The organism is Pseudomonas fluorescens group sp. PF-69 (assembly GCF_054481235.1).
In genome coordinates, this window is sequence record NZ_JBTMNC010000001.1 from 6,342,105 (window position 1) to 6,368,695 (window position 26,591).

General features: G+C 60.6%; 27 protein-coding genes and 2 pseudogenes. 13 read left to right on the forward strand and 16 right to left on the reverse strand.

All coding sequences use genetic code 11. The annotated features are described in order from the left end of the window. Window positions 1–51 precede the first annotated feature (51 nt). The 3 genes from ACX3YF_RS29575 to ACX3YF_RS29585 are packed head-to-tail and all read right to left on the reverse strand — an operon-like array spanning window position 52 to window position 2,322. Complete coding sequence (locus ACX3YF_RS29575) at window positions 52–957, reverse strand: 5'-nucleotidase (RefSeq protein WP_103405343.1); 906 nt, start codon at window positions 955–957, stop codon at window positions 52–54. A gap of 25 nt (window positions 958–982) precedes the next feature. Continuing rightward, entirely contained in the window at window positions 983–1,939 is a 957-nt protein-coding gene (locus ACX3YF_RS29580) for a putative 2-dehydropantoate 2-reductase (RefSeq protein ID WP_204149817.1), read from the reverse strand. After that, window positions 1,936–2,322, reverse strand: a complete 387-nt coding sequence (locus ACX3YF_RS29585) for a thioredoxin family protein (RefSeq protein WP_130210849.1) — start codon at window positions 2,320–2,322, stop codon at window positions 1,936–1,938. The genes ACX3YF_RS29580 and ACX3YF_RS29585 overlap by 4 nt, the downstream gene beginning before the upstream one ends. Here ACX3YF_RS29585 and ACX3YF_RS29590 point away from each other — a divergent pair. After that, window positions 2,321–2,764, forward strand: a complete 444-nt coding sequence (locus ACX3YF_RS29590) for a PilZ domain-containing protein (RefSeq protein ID WP_130210850.1) — start codon at window positions 2,321–2,323, stop codon at window positions 2,762–2,764. The two genes, ACX3YF_RS29585 and ACX3YF_RS29590, sit on opposite strands and share 2 nt — an antisense overlap. A gap of 128 nt (window positions 2,765–2,892) precedes the next feature. After that, window positions 2,893–3,969, forward strand: coding sequence for a 3-deoxy-7-phosphoheptulonate synthase (locus tag ACX3YF_RS29595; RefSeq protein ID WP_130210851.1), 1,077 nt, complete (start codon window positions 2,893–2,895; stop codon window positions 3,967–3,969). Between the two features lie 74 nt (window positions 3,970–4,043). On the opposite strand, the gene ACX3YF_RS29600 is transcribed toward ACX3YF_RS29595, so the two are convergent. Further along, on the reverse strand, window positions 4,044–4,331 hold the full coding sequence (locus ACX3YF_RS29600; protein WP_020800382.1) for a GNAT family N-acetyltransferase: 288 nt from the start codon (window positions 4,329–4,331) through the stop codon (window positions 4,044–4,046). A gap of 640 nt (window positions 4,332–4,971) precedes the next feature. Here ACX3YF_RS29600 and oprI point away from each other — a divergent pair. Beyond that, window positions 4,972–5,223 (forward strand): outer membrane lipoprotei OprI, encoded by a 252-nt coding sequence (gene oprI / locus ACX3YF_RS29605; protein WP_003199355.1) that lies wholly within the window; start codon window positions 4,972–4,974, stop codon window positions 5,221–5,223. 123 nt (window positions 5,224–5,346) lie between these two features. Here oprI and ACX3YF_RS29610 read toward each other — a convergent pair whose 3' ends face one another. The 3 genes from ACX3YF_RS29610 to ACX3YF_RS29620 form a co-directional block, all read right to left on the reverse strand. Then, window positions 5,347–6,318 carry a L,D-transpeptidase family protein gene (locus ACX3YF_RS29610; RefSeq protein ID WP_047527148.1) on the reverse strand — a complete coding sequence of 324 codons (972 nt, stop codon included), beginning with the start codon at window positions 6,316–6,318 and terminating at the stop codon, window positions 5,347–5,349. 103 nt (window positions 6,319–6,421) lie between these two features. Beyond that, the gene (locus ACX3YF_RS29615; RefSeq protein WP_003226812.1) at window positions 6,422–6,715 is read right to left on the reverse strand and encodes a hypothetical protein; all 294 of its coding nucleotides are present in this window, start codon (window positions 6,713–6,715) and stop codon (window positions 6,422–6,424) included. Between the two features lie 56 nt (window positions 6,716–6,771). After that, the gene (locus tag ACX3YF_RS29620; protein WP_103405318.1) at window positions 6,772–7,377 is read right to left on the reverse strand and encodes an arylesterase; all 606 of its coding nucleotides are present in this window, start codon (window positions 7,375–7,377) and stop codon (window positions 6,772–6,774) included. Between the two features lie 10 nt (window positions 7,378–7,387). On the opposite strand from ACX3YF_RS29620, the gene ACX3YF_RS29625 reads away from it, so the two are divergent. Next, window positions 7,388–8,071: an ABC transporter ATP-binding protein gene (locus ACX3YF_RS29625; RefSeq protein WP_047527144.1), complete on the forward strand. Its 684-nt coding sequence runs from the start codon at window positions 7,388–7,390 to the stop codon at window positions 8,069–8,071. After that, window positions 8,071–10,575 carry an ABC transporter permease gene (locus ACX3YF_RS29630; RefSeq protein WP_458974745.1) on the forward strand — a complete coding sequence of 835 codons (2,505 nt, stop codon included), beginning with the start codon at window positions 8,071–8,073 and terminating at the stop codon, window positions 10,573–10,575. Before ACX3YF_RS29625 ends, ACX3YF_RS29630 begins: the two co-directional genes overlap by 1 nt. A 34-nt stretch (window positions 10,576–10,609) precedes the next feature. Here the strand turns inward: ACX3YF_RS29630 and greB are convergent, their stop codons facing one another. Beyond that, entirely contained in the window at window positions 10,610–11,101 is a 492-nt protein-coding gene (gene greB, locus ACX3YF_RS29635; RefSeq protein WP_458974746.1) for a transcription elongation factor GreB, read from the reverse strand. 283 nt (window positions 11,102–11,384) lie between these two features. On the opposite strand from greB, the pseudogene ACX3YF_RS29640 reads away from it, so the two are divergent. The 4 genes and pseudogenes from ACX3YF_RS29640 to ACX3YF_RS29655 all read left to right on the forward strand — a co-directional run. Beyond that, window positions 11,385–11,666: pseudogene (locus ACX3YF_RS29640) on the forward strand (thiol-disulfide oxidoreductase DCC family protein); the annotation flags it as partial. Between the two features lie 92 nt (window positions 11,667–11,758). Further along, window positions 11,759–11,887 (forward strand): annotated as a pseudogene (locus ACX3YF_RS29645) (GTP cyclohydrolase I); the annotation flags it as partial. 99 nt (window positions 11,888–11,986) lie between these two features. Beyond that, window positions 11,987–12,292 (forward strand): DUF6482 family protein, encoded by a 306-nt coding sequence (locus tag ACX3YF_RS29650; RefSeq protein WP_130210858.1) that lies wholly within the window; start codon window positions 11,987–11,989, stop codon window positions 12,290–12,292. A gap of 24 nt (window positions 12,293–12,316) precedes the next feature. Then, on the forward strand, window positions 12,317–13,855 hold the full coding sequence (locus tag ACX3YF_RS29655; protein ID WP_204149814.1) for a cryptochrome/photolyase family protein: 1,539 nt from the start codon (window positions 12,317–12,319) through the stop codon (window positions 13,853–13,855). An 11-nt stretch (window positions 13,856–13,866) separates the two neighbouring features. Here ACX3YF_RS29655 and ACX3YF_RS29660 read toward each other — a convergent pair whose 3' ends face one another. The 3 genes from ACX3YF_RS29660 to ACX3YF_RS29670 form a co-directional block, all read right to left on the reverse strand. Then, window positions 13,867–14,175 (reverse strand): class I SAM-dependent methyltransferase, encoded by a 309-nt coding sequence (locus ACX3YF_RS29660; RefSeq protein ID WP_130210862.1) that lies wholly within the window; start codon window positions 14,173–14,175, stop codon window positions 13,867–13,869. A 248-nt stretch (window positions 14,176–14,423) separates the two neighbouring features. Further along, window positions 14,424–14,858 (reverse strand): DoxX family protein, encoded by a 435-nt coding sequence (locus ACX3YF_RS29665; RefSeq protein ID WP_047527135.1) that lies wholly within the window; start codon window positions 14,856–14,858, stop codon window positions 14,424–14,426. A gap of 103 nt (window positions 14,859–14,961) precedes the next feature. Then, entirely contained in the window at window positions 14,962–16,383 is a 1,422-nt protein-coding gene (locus ACX3YF_RS29670; RefSeq protein ID WP_204149813.1) for an MltF family protein, read from the reverse strand. 236 nt (window positions 16,384–16,619) lie between these two features. On the opposite strand from ACX3YF_RS29670, the gene ACX3YF_RS29675 reads away from it, so the two are divergent. The 3 genes from ACX3YF_RS29675 (at window position 16,620) to ACX3YF_RS29685 (ending at window position 19,644) form a co-directional block, all read left to right on the forward strand. Beyond that, complete coding sequence (locus ACX3YF_RS29675) at window positions 16,620–17,429, forward strand: TatD family hydrolase (protein WP_458974747.1); 810 nt, start codon at window positions 16,620–16,622, stop codon at window positions 17,427–17,429. Window positions 17,430–17,566: 137 nt separating this feature from the next. After that, on the forward strand, window positions 17,567–19,048 hold the full coding sequence (locus ACX3YF_RS29680; RefSeq protein ID WP_204149811.1) for a methyl-accepting chemotaxis protein: 1,482 nt from the start codon (window positions 17,567–17,569) through the stop codon (window positions 19,046–19,048). Window positions 19,049–19,278: 230 nt separating this feature from the next. Beyond that, the gene (locus tag ACX3YF_RS29685; RefSeq protein ID WP_047527128.1) at window positions 19,279–19,644 is read left to right on the forward strand and encodes a terminase; all 366 of its coding nucleotides are present in this window, start codon (window positions 19,279–19,281) and stop codon (window positions 19,642–19,644) included. Here ACX3YF_RS29685 and ACX3YF_RS29690 read toward each other — a convergent pair whose 3' ends face one another. The 3 genes from ACX3YF_RS29690 to ACX3YF_RS29700 all read right to left on the reverse strand — a co-directional run bounded on the left by ACX3YF_RS29690 (window position 19,645) and on the right by ACX3YF_RS29700 (window position 21,653). Further along, entirely contained in the window at window positions 19,645–20,442 is a 798-nt protein-coding gene (locus tag ACX3YF_RS29690) for an acyl-CoA thioesterase (RefSeq protein WP_458974748.1), read from the reverse strand. A gap of 118 nt (window positions 20,443–20,560) precedes the next feature. Next, window positions 20,561–21,328, reverse strand: coding sequence for a CHAD domain-containing protein (locus ACX3YF_RS29695; protein ID WP_204149809.1), 768 nt, complete (start codon window positions 21,326–21,328; stop codon window positions 20,561–20,563). Window positions 21,329–21,374: 46 nt separating this feature from the next. Next, on the reverse strand, window positions 21,375–21,653 hold the full coding sequence (locus ACX3YF_RS29700; RefSeq protein WP_034150181.1) for a hypothetical protein: 279 nt from the start codon (window positions 21,651–21,653) through the stop codon (window positions 21,375–21,377). A 221-nt stretch (window positions 21,654–21,874) separates the two neighbouring features. Here ACX3YF_RS29700 and ACX3YF_RS29705 point away from each other — a divergent pair, with 221 nt between their 5' ends. Beyond that, a complete protein-coding gene (locus ACX3YF_RS29705; protein ID WP_103405306.1) occupies window positions 21,875–22,915 on the forward strand; it encodes a patatin-like phospholipase family protein in 1,041 nt (346 codons plus the stop codon). A gap of 125 nt (window positions 22,916–23,040) precedes the next feature. Here the strand turns inward: ACX3YF_RS29705 and ACX3YF_RS29710 are convergent, their stop codons facing one another. Next, window positions 23,041–23,754, reverse strand: coding sequence for a response regulator (locus ACX3YF_RS29710; RefSeq protein ID WP_204149808.1), 714 nt, complete (start codon window positions 23,752–23,754; stop codon window positions 23,041–23,043). 49 nt (window positions 23,755–23,803) lie between these two features. Next, the gene (locus tag ACX3YF_RS29715; protein ID WP_458974749.1) at window positions 23,804–26,455 is read right to left on the reverse strand and encodes a DUF4118 domain-containing protein; all 2,652 of its coding nucleotides are present in this window, start codon (window positions 26,453–26,455) and stop codon (window positions 23,804–23,806) included. Window positions 26,456–26,591 lie beyond the last annotated feature (136 nt).

Below are 26,591 nucleotides of genomic sequence, written 5' to 3' on the forward strand. Positions count from 1 at the left end.
AGCAGTGCCGTGGCGAGTTCGACGCCCCGCGCAACACGTTGATCGGCGGGCTTAAACCTTTTGCTCGTTGCTTATGCCATGGGGGACATGACCGGTGGCGACGACTTCGCGGGCCAGTTCGCAATGACCGGCCTGATCGTCGAAAAACACGTCGGCGGCGAAGGCCTCGAGAAAGGCCGACTTGGTCAGGCCGCCGAGAAACAGCGATTCGTCCAGGCGAATATCCCATTCGCGCAAGGTGCGGATCACCCGTTCATGGGCCGGCGCCGACCGCGCCGTCACCAGGGCCGTGCGGATAGGACAGGCATCGTCCGGGAACTCGCGCTGCAACAGATTGAGGGCGGCGAGGAAGCCTTTGAACGGCCCACCGCGCAACGGCTCGCGGGCCGCCTCGCGTTCGCTGGCCTGGAATGCTTCCAGACCACCGGCCTGATAGACGCGCTCCGACTCGTCGGAAAACAGCACCGCATCACCGTCAAAGGCGATGCGCAATTCATCGCTGGCCGCTCGGCTGGCGCCTCCCGACAGAATGGTCGCCGCCGCGAAGCCGGCGTCCAGCGCATTGCGCACGTCTTCGGCATGGGTCGACAGAAACAAATCGCAACCAAATGCCTTGAGGTACGGATAGGGACTACGCCCCCCGACAAACGCTGCGCGGGAAATCGCCAGTCCATAGTGATGGATCGAGTTGAACACCCGCAGCCCGGTGTCGGCACTGTTGCGCGACACCAGGATCACCTCGACCCGGGCACGGCCGAGGCTGGCATTGAGATTGAGGAGTTTTTGCACCAGCGGGAAGGCATCGCCGGGTTCGAGGATCTCGTCTTCATGTTCGATCTGATACTGCCGGTAAGCTTCGACGCCACTCGACAGGTAGACCTTGTGGCTTTCACTCAGGTCGAACAACGCTCGCGAGGAAATCGCCAGCACCAGCTTGTCGTCAATTGCCTTTGGCATGCCCTTCCCCCATTGGTTGATCGACTCAGGTGTTGCGTCGATCGATAAAACTCAGACTGCGATACAACGCCTCGATGCGCGGCAACTCACACCCCGCCGCTTTGGCCGCCGCCAACGGACGGGTGTAAATGGCCGCCAGCTCCAGCGGGCGCTTGTGCAGGAAGTCGTGATACATGCTGGGCCAGTAATCGGGCATTCTCTCGGTGACCATGAACAAATGTTCGGCATAGCCCGCCGGAATATCGTGACCGCAAGCGGTGGCGCCCAGGACCACTTCGGCCATCAGTGCCCTGATCAACTCGCGACTGTCGGCATCGGCCATCAACGGCGTAGTGCTCGCCCCCAGTAAAACCGACAAACCGTTATAGGGAATATTCCAGACCAGTTTTTGCCAGCGCGCCTGATGCAGATTCGCCATCGCCTGGGAATCGATACCGGCGGCACGGAACAGTCCGACACCTTCCTCGACAATCGCCGCACGCGCCATCGCATCGGTCGCGGGACCGCTGTGGAAGCCGATATGCACCGCGCCGAGCGCCTGATGGGTAATGACGCCCGGACCTTCGCGATGAACGCAGATGTAACAGAGGCCACCGAGCACATGCAGCGAATCGGGAAGCCGTTCACGCAGGCTGTCTTCGACGTCCAGGCCATTTTGCAGCAGCAATACCTTGGCATTCGGTGCTGCGGCTTGAAGAATGGCGGGGGCCAGGTCCGCATTGCTGGTGGTTTTCGTCCCGACCAGCAGCCAGTCGCACGGCGGCATGTCTTCGGCCGTCGAATAAGCCTGAACCGGACTCAACGTCATGGCACCGTAGGGCGCACTGTCGACGTGCAGCCCACGCTCGGCCACTGCGGAAAACTCGCTGCGCAGCAGGAAATGCACATCGAAACCGGCACGCGCCAGCATCACCCCGTAGAACCCGCCGATTGCACCGGTCCCGATAATGCCGATTGTCGGCTTGGCAACGGCCCCCATCATGGCAACTCCTCTGCTGTTCGACTCAATGCCTTGCGCACCGCTCGATTGAGCTCGTTGCCCGTCAGGCGCGAATTCAATGCTCCAAAGAACTCACCGTCGCGCACGACAAACAGCGCCGGCAAATGAAAGACCTGATAACGCTCAACCACCCCGCCATTGTTCCCGGCGTCGATCCAGCACAGCCGATCGACGGCCAGATCGAGAGAGGGCAATCGCTCACGGGCAAAACGACAACTGGAGCAGCCCACGCTGGTGAAAATGACCAGCGATACGCCGCTCATTGTCAGCAGCCGTTGGTCGGCGTCGAAATCGGTCAGTTCCAATTCGACCACTATACTGGGGGAAACACTGTCAGATGGCCGACACATGGAGTCCGTGTTCATGGGACGATTCATTCCTCATCCTGATGAAGTGCCCGTCGAATTAACGTTGCTGACACCTGAGTGTATTTCACGGCAACAATTGCACACTACCAGCCTCGGGGGCATGGCTTGCAATTATCATCGCGCCTGGCGCCATGGTACGGCGCTGGAAGTGCGCATGCCGACCCTGAACCCCGACATGCGAATTTCAGGCTACGTGGCCTGGTGCCTGCGACGCAAACATGGCTATCTGGTGGGCATTGCCTTCGTGGACGAGCAGACCTTGTTCAGCGCCCGGATGGGCGAGCAGGTATGCCAGATCGAGCGCCTCTGCCGCCAGCATGACGCACACAACGACCTGCAGGAAGTTCAGGCGCTGGCCCTCGAGTGGGTTCAGGAGCATGCCGACGAGTTCTCCGATGACACGGTTCACAGGGCATTTGCGCAATCAATGCTTGATTAAACCGCCCCCTGCCCATTGTCGAGCCACGGTGTAACGCGCTAAGGTTCCGCTCCCCGACGCGCTTAATTTGCTGTGCTCCGCCGCGCGGGTTCGCTGGCGGCCGGCACCCGTGACCTGACGAGTAAACGATGGCTGATTTACCGATCAACGACCTAAACGTCGCCTCCAACGAGACTCTGATCACCCCCGATCAGCTCAAGCGCGATATTCCCCTGAGCGACGCCGCCCTGCGCACCGTCACCAAGGGCCGCGAAGTCATTCGCAATATTCTTGATGGCACCGACCATCGCCTGTTCGTGGTCATCGGGCCTTGCTCGATCCACGACATCAAGGCAGCGCACGAATACGCCGAGCGCCTCAAGGTACTTGCCGCGGAAGTGTCCGATACCCTGTATCTGGTCATGCGCGTGTATTTCGAGAAGCCACGCACCACCGTCGGCTGGAAAGGCCTGATCAACGATCCGTACCTGGATGACTCGTTCAAGATCCAGGACGGTCTGCACATTGGTCGCCAACTGCTGCTGGACCTGGCCGAAATGGGCCTGCCTACCGCCACCGAAGCCCTCGACCCGATCTCCCCGCAATACTTGCAGGACCTGATCAGTTGGTCGGCCATCGGCGCGCGCACCACAGAATCCCAGACTCACCGCGAAATGGCCTCCGGCCTGTCCTCGGCCGTCGGCTTCAAGAACGGCACCGATGGCGGCCTGACCGTGGCGATCAACGCCTTGCAATCGGTTTCCAGCCCGCACCGTTTCCTGGGTATCAACCAGGAAGGTGGCGTGTCGATCGTGACCACCAAGGGCAATGCCTACGGTCACGTGGTCCTGCGCGGTGGCAACGGCAAGCCGAACTACGATTCGGTCAGCGTCGCCCTCTGCGAACAGGCGCTGAACAAAGCGAAGATCAAGCCGAACATCATGGTCGATTGCAGCCACGCCAACTCCAACAAGGACCCGGCCCTGCAACCGCTGGTGATGGAAAACGTCGCCAACCAGATCCTCGAAGGCAACAAGTCGATCATTGGCCTGATGGTCGAAAGTCATCTGAACTGGGGTTGCCAGGCCATTCCGAAAGACCTCGCCGACCTGAAATATGGCGTTTCGATCACCGATGCCTGCATCGACTGGTCGGCCACTGAAACGACCTTGCGCAGCATGCACGCCAAGCTCAAGGATGTGCTGCCTAAACGCGATCGCACCTGATCGCGCCATTGGCTGCAGACAAAAAAACGCCGGGCTGAACCCGGCGTTTTTTTATGCGTTCGTTTTTTTCAAGCTTACTGGCTCAGCTTGGCGGCATGCCGCTGGTGACGCTCCATGTAGCGCTCGACGTAGGAGCACGATGGAATGACGGTGTAGCCCATTTCCTCGGCGTACTGCAGCGCCTGTTCGGTCAGCGCCGCCGCGATGCCACGACCACGCAATGCGTTGGGCACAAAGGTGCGATAGATATCCAGGGTCTGTTTCCCCAGATCCATATAAGTCAGGTAGGCACGATGACCGTCCACATTGGTCTCGAACTGATGACCAGCCTGGTCATGGTGGATGGACAACGCCTCGCTCATCACTACTCCTCGCGGGTCTTGGATTCCGACCCCTACCTTACCGATGTTTTTCCGGCGAAGAAACATCTACGCCACCCCGTGCCTGAATGGACACCGAGAAGAGCTACACCGATCTCGCGCAACCGAGCACGTACAAATAGTAGGCACCATTGGCAAAAATGCTCAAGGTACACTCGTCATCATGCTGGTTGGCGGGTGCCGCTCCGGGTGACGCAGGGCTGGCTCGACCGAAGATCGCCCCAAGGTCGATAGCCTGAACATTGCCGGATGTTGAGACTTAAGACGAACGCCCTTTGTTAAAGTCACCTGAAGATAGAGAAAGATATGAGAGGCGCCACCCAAGATCCGAACAAAAGTGTAGACGAATCCATCTAGACACTCTTCAGCCAAGACAGAGGAAAAGTGCTACGAGAGCGGTAAGCGTTTTCTCACTGGATCGCTCAGCTCGGGCTTTGCAGCTGTATATTTTTTAAACAGAGCAGTTAAAAGTTGCTCGAAAAAGAATCAACGCCTACAATTTTTTTGGCTTCTTGCTTTACGTCAGTTTACTTACGACAAGTAATGGGTAGTATGTACGCCGGCTAATTCCTCACTGTGAGGAGATAGCTAATTTAATGGAAAGTCCTTGAAGGGGAACACGATGAACAACGTTCTGAAATTCTCTGCTCTGGCCCTGGCCGCAGTTCTGGCTACCGGTTGCAGCAGCGCATCGAAAGAAACCGAAGCACGTCTGACTGCTACTGAAGACGCAGCAGCTCGCTCCCAGGCTCGTGCAGACGAAGCTTACCGTAAAGCTGATGAAGCTCTGGCTGCTGCTCAAAAAGCACAACAGACTGCTGACGAAGCTAACGAGCGTGCTCTGCGCATGCTGGACAAAGCTAGCCGCAAGTAATAATCCTTCGGGATTGTTATCAAGCCGACCCATTTTTGGGTCGGCTTTTTTATTGCCCGGCGTTTGTCGCAAGCAATAAAAAACCCGCCGACGCGGCCTGCGTCGGCGGGTCCTTTTCCAGGCTTACTGCATCGGGTCGAGCGGTGCGCTTGTGACCATCGGCGCGGAAGTGCTCGGCACGGCGATTTCCACCGGCAGGCCGTCTTCAGCAGCAACGACGTCACGCACCACATCCCAGTTCATGCGCAGATTGTTGGTAATGTCTTCACGCTTGAGCATCGCGTTGATGACCGCCGTGTGCTTGTCGACCACCGACGGGTTGCCATTGTCATCCAGCGGGGTGTGCGCTTCGAGATACACCTTGCCGCCACTGACGCCGAACTTGTACGGGTCATTGATAATCCGCACCGACGTACCGACCGGCACCATGCTCGCCATTTCCAGCACGTTGTTGTTGAACATGCGGAAGCAGCCGTGGCTGGTGCGCATGCCGATGCCGAACTTCTTGTTCGAGCCGTGAATCAGGTAGCCAGGTGTGCCCAGGCTGAACTTGAACGGCCCCAGCGGGTTATCCGGGCCCGCCGGCACCACGTTCGGCAACGGATCACCGTCGGCGGCGTGCTCAGCCTTGATCGACGCTGGAGGCGTCCAGGTCGGGTTAGGCGTTTTCGCGGTGATGGTGGTGTGGGCGATGGGTGAGCCCCAGCCCTCACGCCCGATACCCAGCGGGAAGGTGTACACCACATTCTTGCCTTTCGGGTAGTAGTAGAGGCGGTATTCGGCCAGGTTGATCACAATGCCTTCACGCGGACCCGGCGGCAGGATGAAACGGGTCGGCAGGATGACTTCGGTACCGGCCCCCGGCAGCCAGGCGTCGACGCCCGGGTTGGCCGCGACCATTTCCGTGTAGCCCAGGTCGTAGGTGGTACCAAGGTCGGCGAAGGTGTCTTCGTACTTGGCCTTGATGACTTGCACCTGGCCGACGATATCTTCACCGGGCGGTGGTAGTGGCAGCTCCAATGCTGCAACAGGACCCGCCACACAGAGGGCGGCAAGTGTCAGGCAGCGGGTGACGGCAGGAAAGCGCGGCAACATCCGGAAAATCCTTCGCATGATCAACAGAGGGTATAAGGACGCGATTGTACACTGACGCCCGTTATTTCGGGGAGCTGGCCGATAGCTTGCTATCGTTGATGATTTACAGCTCGAACCGCAGCTCTGGCCAGATCGGCGAGGTGCCGCGCTTTTGCGACTCGAGAATCGCCCGGCACAACGAGCACAGGCGCTGGTCCTGAAACACCCGGCGATCGACACTCGACCAGCGTGGCTGCGCCGGCAACAGGCTGCCGCACAAGGTACGGTCCGCCGAGCCGCCCAACTCCAGCTGACGCGTCACCAGATGCACCCGCACTTCCTGGCAGGCGAACAGATCCAGCTGTTCGTCAGGCTCGATCAGTTGATAGGCAAAAAGTGACCAGGCGGGACGCGGCATCGGGGGCTCCAAATCGGGGGCGCCACCTTAGCCGAAAGCCCGCGCCTAGAAAAGAGTCATAACAGCGGTTTTAGGGTAGGCCAGACATTCTCCAGCAACTTGTCCTGGGCCCCGGCTGCCGGGTGTATGCCGTCGGCCTGCATCAAGTCCGGATGACCGCCCACGCCGTCGAGGAAAAACGGTACCAGCGGGATGTTTTTCTCGGTGGCCAGATTGCTGTAGACCTCGGCGAAGGCATCGGTGTAACGCTTGCCATAATTGGGCGGCAACTGCATGCCGAGCAACAGCACCTTGGCACCGCTGGCACGGGAGCTGTCGATCATTGAGGCAAGATTTTGTTGCAATTGAGTGGGCGGCATTCCGCGCAGGCCATCGTTACCCCCAAGTTCGAGGATCACCAACTCCGGTTTATGCTCTGCAAGCAGCGCTGGCAGGCGCGCCTGGCCTCCAGCACTGGTGTCGCCGCTGATGGACGCATTGAACACCTTGTCGTCGAAACCTTCGCGCTTGAGCCGCTGTTCAAGCAACGACACCCACCCCACCCGGGTATCCAGGCCGAAACCGGCGCTGATACTATCGCCAACGATCAGGACTGTACCCGCCGCTGCGTTCTGGGCCATGCACATCAAGGCCAGGCCAGCACTCAAAAACCACACACGCATCGGATTCTCCATGGGCGCAAGCATTCTCACCGCGAAGAACCTCAGCAAAGTGGTCCCCAGCGCGGAAGGTGAACTGACTATCCTGCATGAACTCAGCCTGGAACTGAACAAGGGTGACAGCCTGGCCATCGTCGGCGCCTCCGGCTCCGGCAAATCCACCCTCCTCGGCCTGCTCGCCGGACTCGACCTGCCGAGCAGTGGTGAAGTCACCCTCGCCGGGCAAAGCCTGAGCCACCTCGACGAAGACCAGCGCGCCCGCATTCGCGCCGAACACGTGGGTTTCGTCTTCCAGTCTTTTCAGTTGCTCGACAGCCTCAATGCCCTGGAAAACGTCATGTTGCCGCTGGAACTCGACGGCCGCAAAGATGCCCGCGAACGCGCCACCGAATTGCTCGAGCGCGTGGGCCTTGGCCAGCGTCTCACCCATTCGCCACGCCAGCTCTCCGGTGGCGAACAGCAGCGCGTGGCGATTGCCCGTGCATTTGCCGCCGAACCGGACGTGCTGTTTGCCGATGAACCCACCGGCAACCTCGACAGCCACACCGGCGAGCGCATCAGCGACTTGCTGTTCGAACTCAACAAGGAACGCGGCACGACCCTGGTGCTGGTGACCCACGACGAACGCCTGGCACACCGTTGCCGGCGCCTGATCCGCCTCGAAGCCGGCCTGCTGGTCGCCCCCCTGGAGCCTTGATGGCACGCCTGCCGTTTGTGCGCCTGTTCAGCCTCGCCATTCGCCAATTAACGCGCGACGCCCGCGCCGGCGAATTGCGCGTATTGTTTTTCGCCTTGGTGGTGGCCGTGGCCGCGAGTACGGCCATCGGTTATTTCGGTGCCCGCCTGAACGGCGCCATGATGCTGCGCGCCACCGAGTTTCTCGGCGCCGACCTGCTGCTCGAAGGCAGCTCACCGGCGCGCCCGGAGCAGATAAGAAGCGGCACCGATCTGGGCCTCGAACATGCGCAAGTGGTGGAGTTTTCCAGCGTCATCGCCACCGACAACGGCATTCAGCTGTCGAGTATCAAGGCTGCGGATAGTGTCTACCCATTGCGCGGCGAACTGAAAAGCGCCCCAGCCCCATTCGCCCCGGAAACGTCCGGTGGCGGGCCGAAACCCGGCGAAGCCTGGGTCGAAGCACGATTGCTGACTGCATTGGATTTGAAGATCGGCGACAGCATCGATGTCGGCATGAAAACCCTGACCCTGGCGCGGGTGCTGACCTATGAACCCGACCGTGCCGGCAACTTCTACAGCCTGACGCCACGGGTGCTGATCAATCTCGACGACCTTGCGGCAACCGGCGTGGTGCAGCCGGGCAGTCGGGTCAGTTATCGCGAACTCTGGCGTGGCAATGCCCGGGCACTGGAAACCTATCGCCAACTGATCAAGCCTGGCCTGGCAGCCAACCAGCGCATCCAGGATGCCCGCGATGGCAACCGGCAGATCGGCGGTGCGCTCGGCAAGGCCGAACGTTATCTGAACATGGCCAGTCTGGTGGCGGTCTTGCTCGCCGGCGTGGCGGTGGCATTGTCAGCGACACGCTTCGCCACCCGCCGCTTCGATGCCAGCGCGCTGCTGCGCTGCCTGGGCCTGTCCCGGCGCGAAACCATGATGCTGTTCAGTTTGCAATTGACCGTACTCGGATTGCTCGCGAGCATCAGCGGCGCCGCGATCGGCTGGCTGGCGCAACTGGGGTTATTTGCCTTGCTGCACGACTTGTTGCCCAGCGACGTGCCACCGGGCGGCCTGTTCCCGGCCTTTGCCGGAATCGGTACCGGGCTGGTGGCATTGGCCGGGTTTGCCTTGCCGCCATTGGCGGCGCTGGGCCGGGTGCCACCGTTGCGGGTGCTGCGCCGCGACATGCTGCCCATTCCGTCCAGTACCTGGATGGTTTATGGCGCCGCGTTGGCTGCACTGGGCCTGATCATGTGGCGCCTGAGCCTGGATCTGCTGCTGACGTTCGCCCTGTTGGGCGGCGGTATGATCGCCGCGCTGGTGTTGGGTGGCCTGCTGTTACTGCTGCTGAAAAGCCTGCGACGCATGCTCGCCCGAGCCTCCCTGCCGTGGCGCCTCGGTCTGGGCCAATTGCTGCGTCATCCGCTGGCGGCCGCAGGCCAGTCCCTCGCGTTCGGCTTGATCCTGCTGTCGATGGCGTTGATCGCGCTACTTCGCGGCGAATTGCTGGACACCTGGCAAAACCAGTTACCCAAAAATGCACCGAATTATTTCGCGCTGAACATCCTGCCCGCGGATAAACAGGCCTTTACCGATCGCCTGATCTCACTGTCGGCGCAATCGGCGCCCCTTTACCCGGTGGTGCCAGGGCGGCTGATCAGCATCAACGGTGAACCGGTGCAGCAAATCGTCAGCAAGGATTCGGCCGGTGATCGGGCGATCCAGCGTGACCTGAGCCTGACCTGGGCGGCGGACCTGCCGGCGGGCAACAAACTCACCGCGGGCAACTGGTGGCAAGACCAGATTCCGGACGAGGTGCCTGGCGTATCGGTCGAAGGCAAGGTCGCCGAAAGCCTGAAGCTCAAGCTCGGCGACCACATGGTATTCAGCGTCGGCGGGGTCAACCGCGAGGCGAAGGTCACCAGCCTGCGGGAAATCAACTGGGACAACTTCCAGCCGAATTTCTTCATGATCTTCCAGCCCGGCACCCTCAAGGATCTGCCGGCGACCTATCTGACCAGCTTCTATCTGTCAGCGGGCCACGATCAGCAGATTGTCGATCTGTCCCGCAGCTTTCCAGCGGTGACGATCCTGCAGGTCGAAGCGTTGCTGGAGCAACTGCGCAGCATCCTCGCCCAAGTCACCCTGGCGGTGGAATACGTGTTGTTGTTCGTGCTGGCGGCTGGCATGGCGGTGTTGTTTTCCGGCCTGCAGGCGACGCTGGATGAACGCATTCGTCAGGGCGCGCTGCTGCGGGCACTGGGGGCGGAACGCCAGTTGCTGGTCAAGGCGCGGCGGATCGAATTTGGTTTGCTGGGCGCCGTCAGCGGATTACTGGCCGCGCTGGGGTCGGAAGTCGTGAGCCTGGTGCTCTACCGGTTCGCCTTTGACCTGCCCTGGCATCCGCACCCATGGCTGTTGCTGCTGCCACTGATCGGAGCCGTGCTGATCGGCGGCGCCGGCGTGTTCGGCACCCGTCGCGCCTTGAACGCCAGCCCCCTGACAGTCCTGCGCGAGGGTTGATCCATCAACCCTCCTCCACCCCATGACGATGCCGTTATCCGAGTGTTTCATCCTGTTTTCGGTATGAAATCCCGTTGATCCACCACAGCACTTCTCCACTGGGTGTCTGCACAACGGCCTCGTCCCCCACCTCTTTCTTCAACAGCGCACGGGCCATGGGGGAATCTATCGAGATGTAATCGTTGCGACCGTAGATCTCGTCATACCCCACGACCCGGAATTTCTTGATATCCCCGGCCTCGTTTTCGATCTCGACCCAGGCCCCGAAAAACACCCTTCCGTCCTGTTCGGGTGAATACTCGACAACCCTTACATCCTCGAGCCGTTTGCGAAGGTAACGGACGCGCCGATCGATTTCCCGAAGCAGCTTTTTGTTGTACTGATAATCCGCGTTCTCACTGCGGTCGCCGAGCGATGCCGCCCAGGTGACCTTGCGTGTCGTGTCCGGGCGTTTTTCTCGCCAAAGGAAATCAAGCTCCTGCTTCAAAGCCTCATGACCTTCCTTCGTGATGATGTTGGTGCTCAAGACGGGCCTCTCACTTACGGTTATCCGGGCACGATTGTGTAGCGCCCTGTCCACAGGTTCACAGCGAAGACGCCAGCATCCCGGCGCGTTCGTATCATAACTTCAGCCAGCTGCATTCAGGTAAACCGCATCAGGGATGAACCTTAGACGCTCCTGGCCATGCAGGTTGCGTGTCGCTTATACGGCCCACACCGGGAGCCAATGACACGGAGAAGAGTGACGACCATTGTCAGTCGGTTTTTTTCGGCCTATCTTATACAAAACCTATACAAGTAGTTATGACATGTATAACAAACAGCCATGGCCACTCACACTGTACTTTGACGGTGAATGCCCGCTCTGCGCTCGGGAAATCAGGTTCCTGAGCCGACGCGCGATTAACGCCCGACTGCTGTTTGTTGACATCAGTGACGAAGCGTTTGACGCAAAGGCCCTGGGGTTCACTGTCGAGCAAATGCAGTCCTCCCTTCATGCCAGATTCGCCGATGGCCCCTGGATGACGGGCCTGGACGCCACGCTCTGGAGCTGGCGAGCAGCCGGCCTGGGGATTTGGGCCACAGGGCTTTGACCAAACCCGCGTAAAACCTTGAGTGACCAGCACTCCCCTGCTCCAGGGGTGTCCCTTTCCTGAAGGCCGTATGGCTGAGAAAAATCAACGTGAACCCATCATTAGCCGAGCACTACCGTGAAATTCTCGTCGGCGTCGGCGAGAACCCTGAGCGCGAAGGACTGCTGGACACACCCAGGCGCGCAGCCAAAGCGATGCAATACCTGTGCAACGGCTACACGACGCGCCAGGAGTTCCTGCAACTGATTGGGCGCCGATAGCGGCAGTTTCTTTGCTTTTGACGGCGAACGCCTACCCGGGTAGGCAAGGAGTGCACCTTGAATCTGCAAGCGTTGACCGAGCGGGCCTTGAAGCGTGAAGTCCGCGAACTGGAGCTGCTGTCGCTGGAGGGCGGTTTTTATCTGGCTCGCGTCAGGCTGGATCACGGCCAGTTCACCCTGCTGGATGATGCAGCGAAGCCGATGCACCTGCGCTCTGTCAGTCATCTGCGTGAAATGCTGCAGCTTGTCCCGCCCTTTCCCTGCGTGCTGGTGCAGCAATGTGTCCACGATGAGATGTGCGGCGTGCGTGAAGGCCCCATCGAGTCGATGCGCATTCCTTTTTCACTGGCTGCGCCCTGGTGAACCTGTGACCCCGGCCCCTGCCTCATGAAAAACACCCGTCGGCTGTGCCTGGTGCTGGGCGACCAGTTATCGTTTGATCTGGCCTCATTGAAAGGGCTGGATAGCAAGCTCGATGCCGTGTTGCTGGTAGAGGTGATGGAGGAAGCCAGCCATGTCCCTCATCACCCGCAAAAAATCACGCTCGTCTTCAGTGCCATGCGCCATTTTGCCGAGGCGTTGCGCCAGCGTGGCATCCATGTGCAATACGTTGCCCTCGATGATCCGCACAACACCGGATCAGTGCCCGGCGAGCTACGGCGCTGGCAGTCACTGTTGCAGCCGCGCGAACTGCACCTGACCGAGTGCGGTGACTGGCGTCTGGAGCAGTCGCTCAAGGATGGCGGGCTACCGATTCAGTGGCATGCCGATACACGCTTTCTCTGTTCCCGTGACGAATTCTCGGCGTGGGCGAACGGCAAAAAGCAGCTGCGCATGGAATTTTTCTACCGGGTAATGCGGCGCAAGAGTGGCCTGTTGATCAATGGCGATGGCACGCCGGTGGGCGGCGCCTGGAACTTTGATGCAGAAAACCGCAAGGCCTTGCCCAAAGGCGTGAAACCGCCGTACCCGGCACGCTTTGGCGCAGACTCGATCACCCGAGACGTGATGGCACTGGTGGGCAAGCATTTCTCTCACCACTACGGTTCCCTGGATAGCTTCGACTATCCCGTGACCCACGCCGAGGCACAGGTGCTGTGGGACTACTTTCTAGACTATGGCCTGGCCGCCTTCGGCGACTATCAGGATGCCATGGCCAGCGACGAACCCTTTCTGTTCCATGCCCGCATCAGCGCCGCGCTCAATATCGGCCTGTTGGACCTGCGCCAACTGTGCAGTGATGTGGAGGCCGCCTATTGGTCAGGCAGCATTGCGCTGAATGCGGCCGAAGGGTTTATCCGGCAACTGATCGGCTGGCGTGAATACGTGCGTGGCGTTTACTGGCTGAAAATGCCGGACTACGCCGATGGCAACCTGTTCGGCAACAGCAGGCCGTTGCCGGCGTTCTACTGGACCGGCGACACACAAATGAACTGCATGCGCCAGGCAATCGGCCAAAGCCTGGAACTGGCCTATGCCCATCACATCCAGAGGCTGATGGTTACGGGCAACTTTGCGCTGATCGCCGGCGTGGCCCCGAGCCAGGTTTGCGACTGGTACCTGGCGATCTACATGGATGCCTTCGATTGGGTCGAGCTCCCCAATACACTGGGCATGGTGATGCACGCCGATGGCGGATATCTGGGCTCGAAACCTTACTGCGCCAGCGGACAGTACATAAAACGCATGTCTGACTACTGCCGTGACTGCGTGTACAAGGTGAGTGAAAGCACAAGCGAGGATGCCTGCCCCTTCAACTCGCTCTACTGGCATTTTCTGATGCGTCATCGCGACCTGCTGCGCGGTAATCAACGCATGGCCATGGTTTACAAAAACCTCGAACGCATGCCTGACGCCAAGCAGCAGGCGCTCTGGCAACGGGGCCAGGCCCTGCTCGCCAGACTGGACGCCGGGGAATCGTTTTAACACTCTGAGTTTCAGCGACGGGTGATAAGTCCTTGGCGAGCCACACGGGTCAGCTGCCTGATCACTTCGACCGCCTCGGCGGCGCTGGGCGATTGAATCACCGCCAGATCGAAACTGTCGCTGGCAAACCGGGCCAGGGACTCTCCGTCTTCGACGAACTGGATCAGAAACGCTGCGGGCCCACCGGTACGGCGTGGCCAGCCATCGAGATAACGCAAGAGCGTTGGCTGGTGTTTACCGCCAAGCAGGATTTTTGGATTGCGCTGGGTGAGATGTGCCGTGATCGGCGCGGGGCGTACAACGGGGCTTAGTGCATTCATCGTGTCGTGTCTCTGCCTCAAAAGTCTGCATGGCAGGTGAGAGGCAACACCGAACCAGCGCTTTAGCGGTATTTCGAAGCCTGTTTCAAGCTTCTATCAGCAACTCAATGAGTCACCTGGCGCCCCGCAAGTAGCTGTTTAAATCGGCGCATGGGCAACATCCTATTGAAGCTGACCGGACAGTGTCAAGAATGACGCGCAACAAAAAGGCCCGCTCGAAGCGGGCCTCATTCGTTGAGCCAGAGCGGTCAGCCGGCGATGGCGCGGTCGGCTGACAGCTTGCCGGCACCTTCGATCATCACGGCGATGCTGCCACCCAACAACGCCAGGGCGAACTCATAACCGTTGTTCGCCATAAACAGACCGTTGTGGATGTGCACCGAGAAGATGGCGACCAGCGACAGAAAAGTCAGGCCCAGTGCCGCCGGACGAACCAGCAACCCGATGATCAAGGCCAGGCCGGCGAAAAACTCAGTGCCACCCGCCAGTGTCGCCATCAGATAGCCCGGCGCCAGGCCGATGCTTTCCATGTACTGTGCAGTGCCGGCCAGGCCATAGCCGCCAAACGCGCCGAAGAGTTTCTGCGAGCCATGGGCAGCGAAGATGATGCCGACAAAAATTCGCAGAACGGTCAGGCCGTAGCCAGCGCGGGTAGACAGAACCTTGTTAATCAGTGTGCTCATGCTGCGTCATCCTTAGAGAGTATGGGTGGGTTGGCCGCTATATTAATCAGTAAATTTCATGTTAAAAGCGCAAAAAATCCGCCATAACAATCAGTTTATTCGATCACTTTCGTAGGGCAACCTTCTGCCCCTGGGGCTCCAACGACTCCCGCTCCCGATCGAACGCCAAGTAATACTTGTTCACACTATTAACATAGCTGACAGGTCCCATCCCCACCTGCTCCATGGCGATGCGTTCAACCTGAAAAAACCATTGATTCGGATTCAACCCTCGACGCCGTGCCTCGGCGCGCATCCCCTGGACCCGCTCCGGCCCTATGTTGTAGGCCGCGAGCACGAACGCCATGCGCTCACGTTCGTTGAGTTTCGGGCTGGAGAAGAACTTGCGGCGAATCATCGCCAGGTACTTGGCGCTGGCCTGCACGTTCGCATCCAGATCCTGAATATTGTTGACCCCTACCCGCTGAGCCGCGGACGGGGTGATCTGCATCAGGCCCGTCGGCCCGCCACCACCTCGAGACGAGGGCTGCAAGGCGGACTCCTTGAACGCCAGTGCCGCCAGGTTCAGCCAGTCGATGCCTTGGGCATCCGCGTGTTTCTGCAGCACCGGTCGCAGCTGTTCCAGGCGCTGCCGGTGAGCCTTGGCCAATGGATCGTGCACTTGATACAGGCGCCGATAAATCCGCAGGAAAGCGACATCCTGGTCCGACGGCTTCTTGTAAGTGGTCAGGAAGCGATCGATGCTGGCCCGCAACATCGACGCATCGCGGCGCACGAACCAGAACTCCTCCCCCGGATTGCTGATGTGCACCTGACGATCGAAACGCAACTTCGGCAGAATTTTGCCCCAACGTTCGGCGATCGGTTGTTCGACGATGGTCAGGTGAAAAATCCCGCCCTGAATCATTTCCAGCACATCCTCGACCGCCAGGGTCGGATCGACCCATTCGATCTTCACTGGCGGCAGTTTGTGCAAGGCGAGTTTCTGATTGATCTGGCTGATGGCGTCCCCGGCGGCGCTGCCGGTGGGCAAGGCCAGGGTTTTACCCGAGAGTTGTTCGAGACGGGTGTAGCTGCGCTCGCCCTTTCTGCCGACCAATACCAGCGGAATGCCGCTGGCAATCGGTTCACTGGTGCTGACGGCTTGACCCGCTTGCATATCGAGCAGTTCCCCTGGAGCCACCAGATCCCCTTCCCCACGCTGCAACGCGCCGAGCAATTGATCCTTGGCTTTGGGAATGATCTTCAGGGTGATGCCCTGACCGTCACGGGCATACCCATTGAGGTATTGCTCGAAGGCGCGCAAGCGATGGTACTCGACGCCGATGGCCTGGCCCTGGACTTCGCCGGAGCTGTTGCGGCTCTGGTTGACCAGCACCCGCAGGACGCGACTGCTGCGGATTTCCGTCAGATCACGCGCCTTGCCCGCCGGAGCGGCTTGCAGCGGCCCGGGCAGACGCGCAACCGCCGGCATCGGCAGTAGCAGCGAACAACACAGCAGTAGCAAAACCGAGGAACGCTTCATCCACTCTCCGGAAAGAATTCGGGTTGATCCCATGAGTTTTTTCATGAAATCAAACGAAAAAAACAGAGCGCCTGAAGCGCTGGCAACGGGCGAAAGACTGGCACAGTGATAGCACACTAACCACTCCCTCCTGGCTCGCAGCATCAAAAGACAGCTTTAACTCGTTGTAGTTCTTGGCTTTTCTTATAAATCGACAGCTCTGATATGCTTTCCGGCCTTTGGTCCGAGGTAGCACCATGCAACTCATCGATATCGGCGTCAACCTGACCAACCCCAGTTTCGCCGACAAACACCGGGCTGTACTCGACCGCGCCTACGCCGCCGGCGTCTGCCAATTGGTGCTCACCGGCACCAGCGTCGAGGGTAGCGAACAGGCGCTGGAGTTGTGCCAACAACTGGATGAAAGCGCTCAACGGCTGTTCGCCACCGCCGGTATTCACCCCCATTCGGCCAGCGACTGGAATGCAGACAGCGCCCGGCGTCTGCGCAGCTTGCTCAAGGAACCGAACGTGGTTGCCGTGGGCGAATGCGGACTGGACTTCAATCGCGACTTCTCTCCGCGCCCGCAGCAGGAAAAAGTCCTCGAGGAGCATCTGGCGCTGGCAGTCGAATTGCAATTGCCCGTGTTCCTTCACGAGCGCGACGCCAGCCAGCGTTTGCTGGACATCCTGCGCGACTTCCGCGATCAACTACCCGCCGCCGTGGTGCATTGCTTCACCGGCGAACGCAAGGCGCTGTTCAGTTACCTCGACCTGGACTTGCACATCGGTATCACTGGCTGGATCTGCGACGAACGCCGAGGCACTCATTTGCATCCGCTGGTGAAAGAGATCAAGCGCGGGCGCCTGATGCTGGAAAGCGATGCCCCCTATCTGCTGCCACGCAGCCTGCGACCCAAGCCGAAGAACGGTCGCAATGAACCGGCCTACCTGACCGAAGTGCTGCGCGAAGTGGCGTTGCATCGCGCAGAGAGCCTGGAAGATGTGGCCGCCCACACGACCGCCTGTGCGCGGGCGTTCTATGGTCTGCCTTCCATCCCGGAATAAAACACACCTCCTGTGGGAACAAGTTTGCCCACAGGGTAAAGGGTGGCCCATTGACGCATGTCAACATTCGTCAGGCTGCATAGCGGCACAATACTGGCACCTTGCCAATGCTGTTTCCGCTATCAGAGAAAACCTCCATGGGTGCCTGGCTTAGCAATATCTCGCTGAAATACAAATTCTGGGCGGTGAATGCCGTCGCCTTCGTCACCACGCTGCTGCTGGTGCTGTACGCCGTGCAGCTCGAACAGCAAGCCCGGATTCAGACCGCCCAGGCATCGGCCCAGGCCCAGGCACGATTGCTCAGTGCCTGGCCCATGGGGCAGCCACTCCCGAAAGCGGACAATGTCCTGATCTCCGATCACGGTCGTGCCCCGCTGCTCAACGAGCAGCCTGTGCTGGAACTGACCGATGCCAAGGGCTGGGTCGAGATCGACAGCATGCCCTTGTTCGGTGACAACCTGCTCATAGGCGCCGAGGTATTCACCCGCGCCGACGGCCAACAAGTCGCGGTGATTGCCCATGGCCCGAGCCTCAGCCAAGTGTTCAGCGAGCGTTTTGCCAACTACGCGGTCGCCGTGTTCATCCTGATGCTGGCGATGCTCGGTGCTTCGCAACTGCTGATCCGCTTCCTGCTCAGCCAGCTCAACACCTTGAAAGACGTGATGCTCCACGTCGAAAAAACCGGCGACCTCTCGGCCCGCGTCCCACTGGCGTGCAGCGACGAAGTCGGGCAAATGGCCAATGCCTTCAACGCCATGCAGGCCGGCTATCAACGGGTGGTCAACACCGTCGCCAATACCGCCCGGCAACTGGATGACGGCGCCGCGCAGCTGGCGTCGAGCATGAATGACGTGCGCCAGGGCATGCTCGGTCAGCAAAGCGAAACCGATCAGGCCGCCACGGCAATCAATGAAATGACCGCCACCGTCTACCACATCGCCCAGCACGCGGGCGCCACCCGTGACCTCTCGCAATCGGCCGACACCCTGGCCGGCAGCGGGCATGAAGTAGTGATGCGCGTGCAGAAGTCGATTGCCGGGTTGTCGACCGGGGTGCAGCAGACCGCCGAAATGATTCAGCGCCTGGCCGAGGACAGTCAAAAAATCAATGGTGTGGTCAATGTGATTCACAGCATTGCCGAGCAGACCAACCTGCTGGCGTTGAACGCTGCGATTGAGGCGGCCCGTGCCGGTGAAATGGGTCGAGGATTTGCCGTGGTCGCCGATGAGGTACGCAACCTGGCCAAACGCGTGCAGACCTCCACCGACGAAATCACCGTGATGGTGTCCGCGCTGCAGGCCGGTACCCGGGATGCCGTGGACTTCATGCAGGAGAGCTCGTTCAAGGCCGACGACTGCGTGCAACAGGCGCAGGAAGCGGGCGCGGCGCTGGCGGAAATCACCGGCGCGGTGGCGCAAATGCGTGAAAGCAATACGCAGATCGCGGTGGCGGCCGAGCAGCAGAGTCAGGTGGCGGAGGAGATGAATCGGGCGGTGGTGAGCATTCGCGATGTCACCGAGAACACGGTGCGGCAGACCGTCAATTCGGCAACAACCAGCAATGACCTGGCGGCGTTGGCCGGGGAGTTGAGCAGGGCCATAGGACAACTCAAGCTTTAAGGGACTCATCGCGAGCAGGCTCGTTCCCACAGGGAATAATCAGCGGCCACATATTTTGTGTCTGACAAAACGCCATTGTGGGAACGAACTTGCTCTCGAAGAGGCTGGCCCGCTCGGCATCAATATTGACCATGACCTCTATCACCTCCATAGCCAACCTTGATTCGCCGCTCGCATCAGCCAGACCTATTCTTTATTCATGTGTTCAACATGGATCGAGGATAAACATCATGGGTAAACGTCACCCCAACCTTCCCGCCTGGCAATGGCGCGCCTACCCGAACAATCATCAGCATCCGACCAATCTGGTGTTACACCTGATTGCCGTGCCGCTGTTCATCCTGGGGTTCCTGTTGATTGTTACCGGGGTGTTCGGCTTGAGTTTCGTGAACATCGCCATCGGCGTGATCGGCCTGTTGGCCGCGCTGGCCTTGCAACGTCACGGCCACAGCCTGGAGGCGCAAGCGTCCGAGCCGTTCAGTGATCGCAAGGATGCCGTCTCGCGCCTGCTGGTCGAGCAGTTCCTGACATTCCCACGGTTTTTCTTCAGCGGCGGCTGGTGGCGCGCCTGGCGGGAGCGCCACCGCCGTCATTGATCAGGCGAACACCGTCACGGTCTGCCGGCTCATGGCAATCAACCGCCCCCGCGCATCCCACAGCTTCGCGGCGGCATGGCCGTAACCGTCGGCGGCGTGTTCGGTTTCGACGAGGTATTTGCACCAGTCCAGGGTGCTCAGTTCGAGCAATGGCTGCACGAACTCGATGGTCCAGGTCAGGGTGCTGCCCATCGCCGGCTTCTTCAGAAACGGCATCAGCGCCGGCGGCCAGGCGTCGACCAGTGCCAGGATGTGCGACTCCGTGACCGCCTCTTCCTTCACATCGCCACGCAAGCGCACCCAGCCGCCCATCTCACGGGATGTGTTGCCCGTGAACGGCAGCCCGCCGACACTCCAGCGCATCGCCAGATGCCGCATGAATTCCGGGGTCACGCCCTTGACGTAGGGCAGCTCCTGGCAGTCATCCCAGTGTTTCATTTCCGGGGCCGGTTGCGCCGTCACCGCCACTTCCGAAGGGCGCGAGGCGCCGAAACTGCCCTGGATCAAGGTCACCACCTGCCCCTTCTGCATCGCCCGGCCCAGCACCTGGCTGACGGCTTTGCCTTCGCGCAGCACATCGACTTCGAAACTGACCGGTACTTCCGGTTCGACCGGGCCTACGAAGGTGATCGCCAGCGAACGCACCTGCCGATCCGCTGGCACCCTGGCGCGCATGGCTTCGTATTGCAACGCAGCCACCAGACCCCCGAAGCTGGCTCGCCCCTGTGCCCACTCAGCCGGAATCGACAACGCCAGGGGCTGGCGGCGGACGGCGTCAAGCAAATCGGAAAAACGCATGCAAACCTCAAGGGCAGGAAAAGGATCAGGGAATCTTAACCAGCCGGCGCGTCGGCCACAGTGATGATTACCGCCAAAGTGCACGACAGATAAGCCGTGCAGGATGGCCGAGGAACAGTCAGGACTTGAAGCAGGCCTTGCTGAACTTGTCCAGGACACGATCGGCACGGAGCTCTGCCTTGACCATGGTGGTTTTCCAGACCGCGACACAAGGATGCAAATCCGCCTCCTGCTCGGCCCTGACCAGCCATTGCCAGCAATCGTGCCAATCGCCCAATGCCGCCTGGGCCGATCTCAGCCTGGGCAACGCCGCCTTCGGCAAACGGTCCAGCTCGGGGTAAGCTTCGATGCCATAGCGCACCCGCTTGATCAGCAGGCGCAAACGATGGCGGTCGTGGGCAGGATCGTGCAGCGCCTCGTCGAGTTTCTTCCACTGCTTGGCCAGGCGCCTGACGATGCGCTTGCGCAGGCCCTTGAGCAGATCCTGACGCTGGGCGGCCCGCAGGAAGCGCGGAAAGGCATCGAGAATTATCAGCAGCTGGTTGAGCTCGGGGCTTGCCGCCACCGCCGGATAGGCTTCGTCCATCTGCGCCATGCGTCGCTGAGCCGCTTCGGGTTGACCGTGCTGGAGCAAATACGCCGCCAGCACTTCGCGATCACGCAAGGGGGTGGTCAGGCTGCCGACCGCAGACGCTGCCGCTTCCAGCTGTTCGACACCGGGCAAGCCACGCAAGGGACGTAACAGGCTGCGCATGCGGCGCACCGTGGTACGCAGATCGTGCAGCGCTTCCGGATCGGTGCGGGCACTCAGGCGAGCCTGACAGGCCAGCAGACGAACCTCCAGCCCTAAAACCTGCGCCACCAACCGATCAATCAAGTCAGACATTGCTAGCTCCTTGAATCGAACTTCCCCAATGACCTTACATCATGCCTCAACGCCCTGCCCGTGACTCACGAATATAGAACCGGGCCTTCTCGGCCTTTTTGGTGCAACCTTCGAACCCTTCGAATTGCTGCTGGGTCTTGGCCGCGGTCAACAGCGACAAGGCCTTGGAGTAACTGACCGTCCCGGCGAAACCCTCGGCTTTGGCCAGGTCCAGTTCATGCCACGCCGCGTCAAGGTTGCTGCCACAACTATCGCGGTACGCGGTTTTTCCGGCGCAACCGGCCAGTGCCAGGGCAATCAAAGGCACACAAATCCAGGCTTTCATCACTCACACCTCAAAGATAGGTAAACAATTGTCCAGGTAGGACGGCCTGGGGCATGAAAAGTGCCGTCCATCGCCACCGCAAACTATAGCGTTCGAAAGAATAACCATCTGCCGCCATGGAGTATCGAAATAACGACGCGTTGACCCATCGAGCGACCTTAACGATTGAAGCACGCCCCTCGATGGGTGCATTGTTGAACCATTCAAAACGAGGGCGATTCATGAAGAAGCGTGTCGCACTGGTACTGGGCTCAGGTGGAGCCCGCGGCTATGCCCATATTGGCGTTATTGAAGAGATCGAGCGGCGTGGCTACGACATCGCCTGCGTCGCCGGTTGCTCCATGGGCGCGGTGGTGGGTGGCATTTATGCCGCCGGCAAACTCAAGGAGTATCGCGACTGGATCGAGAGCCTGGATTACCTCGACGTATTGCGTCTGGTGGACGTCAGTTTTCGTCTGGGGGCGATTCGTGGAGAAAAGGTCTTCGGACGGATCCGCAAGATTGTCGGCGAGATCAATATCGAAGAGCTGCGCATCCCCTACACGGCGGTGGCCACCGACCTGACCAACCAGCAGGAAATCTGGTTCCAGGAAGGTTGCCTGCACCAGGCCATGCGGGCTTCGGCGGCGATTCCCAGCCTGTTTACCCCGGTGATGCAAGGCAATCGCATGCTGGTGGACGGCGGCATTCTCAACCCGCTGCCGATCGTGCCGGTGGTGTCGAGCCATTGCGATTTGATCATCGCGGTCAACCTCAACTCCACCAACCAGCGCCATTACCAACTGCCGGTGATCCAGCGGCCCGCCGCGTTCAGGAGCCGCTTCGACAGCCTGATCAGTTCCCTCGGTTCGAAGCTGCCGTTCCGGCGCAAGCAGGCCGAACAATTGTTGCTGCTGGAAAGAGAAGCGTTGATGGCCGAAGCCGCCGAGATCAACCCCTGGGTCGAATCCGCCGAACCCGAAGCCCAGCAACCGGCTGCCGCGCCGGAACGCGACGGAGCACCGAAGTCAGCCACCGGTTCATTCATCATCGACAACGTCGGGCCGGCGTCGTTGCTGGATTTGATCAACCAGAGTTTCGAGGTGATGCAGACGTCCCTGGCGCAGTACAAGATTGCCGGGTATCCGCCGGACATCCTGATCAACGTGCCGAAGCGGGTGTGCCGGTTTTTCGAGTTCTACAAGGCGCCGGAGCTGATCGCGCTGGGACGGGAGATTGCGCGGGATACGCTGGATCGGTATGAGAGCGAGCGCGAGTCCTGAGATTTCTCGAGTCGACGCAATGGCCTCATCGCTGGCAAGCCAGCTCCCACAAGTTCAGTGGCCTTCACAAATGTTGTGTTCAGCTCAAGCCTGTGGGAGCCGGGCTTGCCCGCGATGGGGCCCGATCAGCCAGAACCTGCCTGAAGACCACCCTCACTCAACAACCGATACCCCACGCCCGCCTCGGTCACGATAAACCGCGGCTGGGTCGGGTCGTCCGCCAGCTTCTGCCGCAAATGCCCCACCACGATCCGCAAATAGTGACTGTCCTCGGTGTGGGTCGGTCCCCAAATGTCCTTGAGCAATTGCTGCTGGGTGATGACCCGCCCCGGATGCCGCGCCAGTTGCGCCAGCACCGCGTACTCCTTACGGGTCAGCGCGACTTCGGCGCCCTCGAGCAATACCCGGCGATAGGCCAGGTCCACGGTCAACGGGCCGAAGGTCAGCGCCGCTTGCTGAGCCTCACCCGCCGGCGCTTGTCGTAACAACGCACGTATTCGCGCCAGAAACTCTTGAATGCCGAACGGCTTGGTCACGTAGTCGTTGGCGCCACCATCCAGGGCTTCGACTTTCTGCCCTTCGCCGGCGCGAACCGAGAGCACCAGCACCGGCACCGTCGACCACTCGCGGAATTCGCGCAGCACTTGTTGGCCATCCATATCCGGCAGCCCAAGGTCGAGCACCAACAGGTCCGGTTTGTTCAAGGCTGCCTGGGCCAGGCCTTCGGTGCCAGTGCCGGCCTCCAGAACTTTGTAGCCCTGGGAAGCGAGGCTGATACGCAGGAATTTGCGGATCTGCGGTTCATCGTCGATGACCAAAATGGTCGCAGTCTGGCTCATGGTTTCCGGTCGCGGCATAGAGAGATCCAAAGGGTATCAGGCTTCACTTTCAACGTTCACTTTCAAAGGCAGGCTGTTCCTGCAACGGCAAGTGCAAGGTGATGCAGGTGCCACGTCCTTCGATGCCGTCGGCGACGCTGATACGACCGCCATGGGCGCCGACCATGCCCTGACAGATCGCCAGCCCCAGCCCTGTGCCCTGCCCGCCGCGATCACCGCGCGCGGCGGTGTAGAACATGTCGAAAATCTTCGCTCGCTCAGCCTCGGGAATGCCCGGTCCTTCATCGCTTACCGAGAAAAACAGCTCTTGGTCAACGACACCGGCGCGCAATTGCAGACGGCCATGCAACGGCGAGAAACGTGCGGCGTTTTCCAGCACGTTGATCAGTGCCTGTTCGATCAGTGCGGCGTGGACATACAGCAGCGGCAACTCGGCCGGCATCTCGACACTGACCTGCAACGGCGCCAGCACCGCACGCAGGCGATTGAGCGAACTGCCAACGATGTCGGCCGGCGACACCCAGTCCCGCGCCAGCTTCAAGGCACCGTGACCGAGGCGGGTCATGTCCAGCAGATTTTGAATATAACGGTCCAGGCGCTCGGCCTCATCGCGGGTGCCTTCGAGCAATTCGCGGCGATCCTCCAGCGGGATCGCTTCACCGAGGGCCAACAAACTGTCGATGCTGCCGCGCATGGAAGTCAGGGGCGTGCGTAAATCGTGGGACACCGAGGCCAACAAGGCGCTGCGCAGTTGTTCGGTCTCGCCGTGCAGCCGTGCGGCTTCCAGATCATCGGCCAATTGCGCGCGAGCCAGAGCCTGGGCCAACGGTTGACTCAACGCGGTCAACAAACGACGACGCTGGCCGCTCAAGGTCTGGCCTTCCTTGGCGCACACGCCGAGCAGCGCCAGCGGTCCATCCTCCACCGACAATGGCCACCACCACCAGCGCCCAAACGGCAGCGTGCCGGTGCCGGCACCGGCCGGTTGATCGTGTTGCCAGGCCCAATCGGCGGCGGCGCGTTCGGCCTCGGTAAACTCCAGCGGACCACCGGTTTCGACTTTCCAGCCGCTTTGACCGTCGCGATTGAGCAGGCACAGTTGCAGGTCACTCCAGCCATTGAGGTGCTGGGCGGCGGCGCTGATCACGGCCTGACGGTCAGTGGCGGCGGTGAGCTTGCGTGACAGGTCGAGCAGTTCGGTGGTTTCTTCCTGGGTATCGCGCAAGGCTTCCAATTGCCGGCGCTGGCGCGCCGCGAGGTTGCCGGTGAGGGCCGCCATCAGCAGGAAGAACAGCAAGGTGAGCACGTCCTCTTCGCGCTGGATGCTGAAGGAAAAATTCGGCGGAATGAACAGGAAGTCATAGGTCAGAAACGACAACGCGGCGCAGGCCAGCGCCGGCCCGAGACTACTGCGCACCGCCACCAGCAACACCGCGGCGAGGAACACCAGCGAGATGTTCGGCAACGGCAAAATACTGGCCACTCCCCAGGCCAGGGCACTGGCCAGAATCGTCGCCACCACCGCCAGCGCATAATCGAACCAGACCAGCGAGTGCGCCGGTCGTTGGCGGGGCAGATAATTTTCTTCGTCACTGGCAAGGATGTTGATTTCCAACCCGTGTGCATCGCGCAACAAGCGTGCCGCCAGCCCGCCACCAAACAACCGCCGACGCAGTCGCGGCCGGGACTGCCCGACCAATACCAGGCTGGCGCGGCGCTCGGCAGCGTGCTTGATCAGCGTCTTCGCCACCTCGCCAGCGCGCAGTTGCACCACCTCGCCCCCCAGGCGTTCAGCCAGTTGCTGGGCACTTTGCAGACGCAGGCGCGATTGCTCGTCACGCACACTGCCGTTGTCCACATGCACCAGGCTCCAGGGCAGGTGCCGGCGCTGGGCGACACGGCTGGCGTGTCGCACCAGGCGCTCGGCCTGGGCATCGCCGTCGACCCCTACCAACAGGCGTCCCCGTACGGCCGGCGCGGCTTGACCCATCTGGCGATAACCCTGGGCCAGATCGTTATCGATCTGGGCCGCCGCGGTTTGCATCGCCAGTTCGCGCAGGGCGGTGAGGTTGGTCTGGGTGAAAAATGCATCGATAGCCGCCCGCGCCTGCTCCGGCACGTAGACCTTGCCGTCGCGCAGACGCTCGAGCAGTTCCCGTGGCGGCAGGTCGATCAGCAGCAGTTCGTAGGCTTCTTGCAGCACCCAGTCCGGCAACGTCTCGCGCACCTGCACGCCGGTAATGCCACGGACCTGATCGTTGAGGCTTTCCAGGTGCTGGACGTTGACGGTGGTGAACACGTCGATGCCGGCGGCGAGCAATTCCTGAATGTCCTGCCAGCGTTTGGCGTGGCGACTGCCGGGGGCGTTGCTGTGGGCCAGTTCGTCCACCAGCACCAGTTTCGGTTTGGCCGCGAGCAGGCCGTCGAGGTCCATCTCTTCGAGCATCACGCCACGGTATTCCGAGCGCACCAAGGGTTGCTGTGGCAAGCCGCCGAGCAACGCTTCGGTTTCGGCGCGACCGTGGGTTTCCACCACACCGGCAATGACTTTCACGCCTTGGCGCAGTTGGGTGTGCGCTGCTTGCAACATGGCGTAGGTCTTGCCGACACCGGGTGCCGCACCGAGGAAAACCTTGAGTCGGCCACGGCCATCCCGGGGCAGGTCTGCTAACAGCGCGTCGGCGCGGCCGGAGTCGCTCATGCTTGAAGCTCACTTATTCAGATATTGATGGGGCGATTGTTCTATTGCCATCGCGGGCAAGCCCGCTCCCACAAGGTTCTCCAAAAACTGAAAAACCCTTTGGGAGCGGGCTTGCCCGCGATTGGCGGCGCCATTC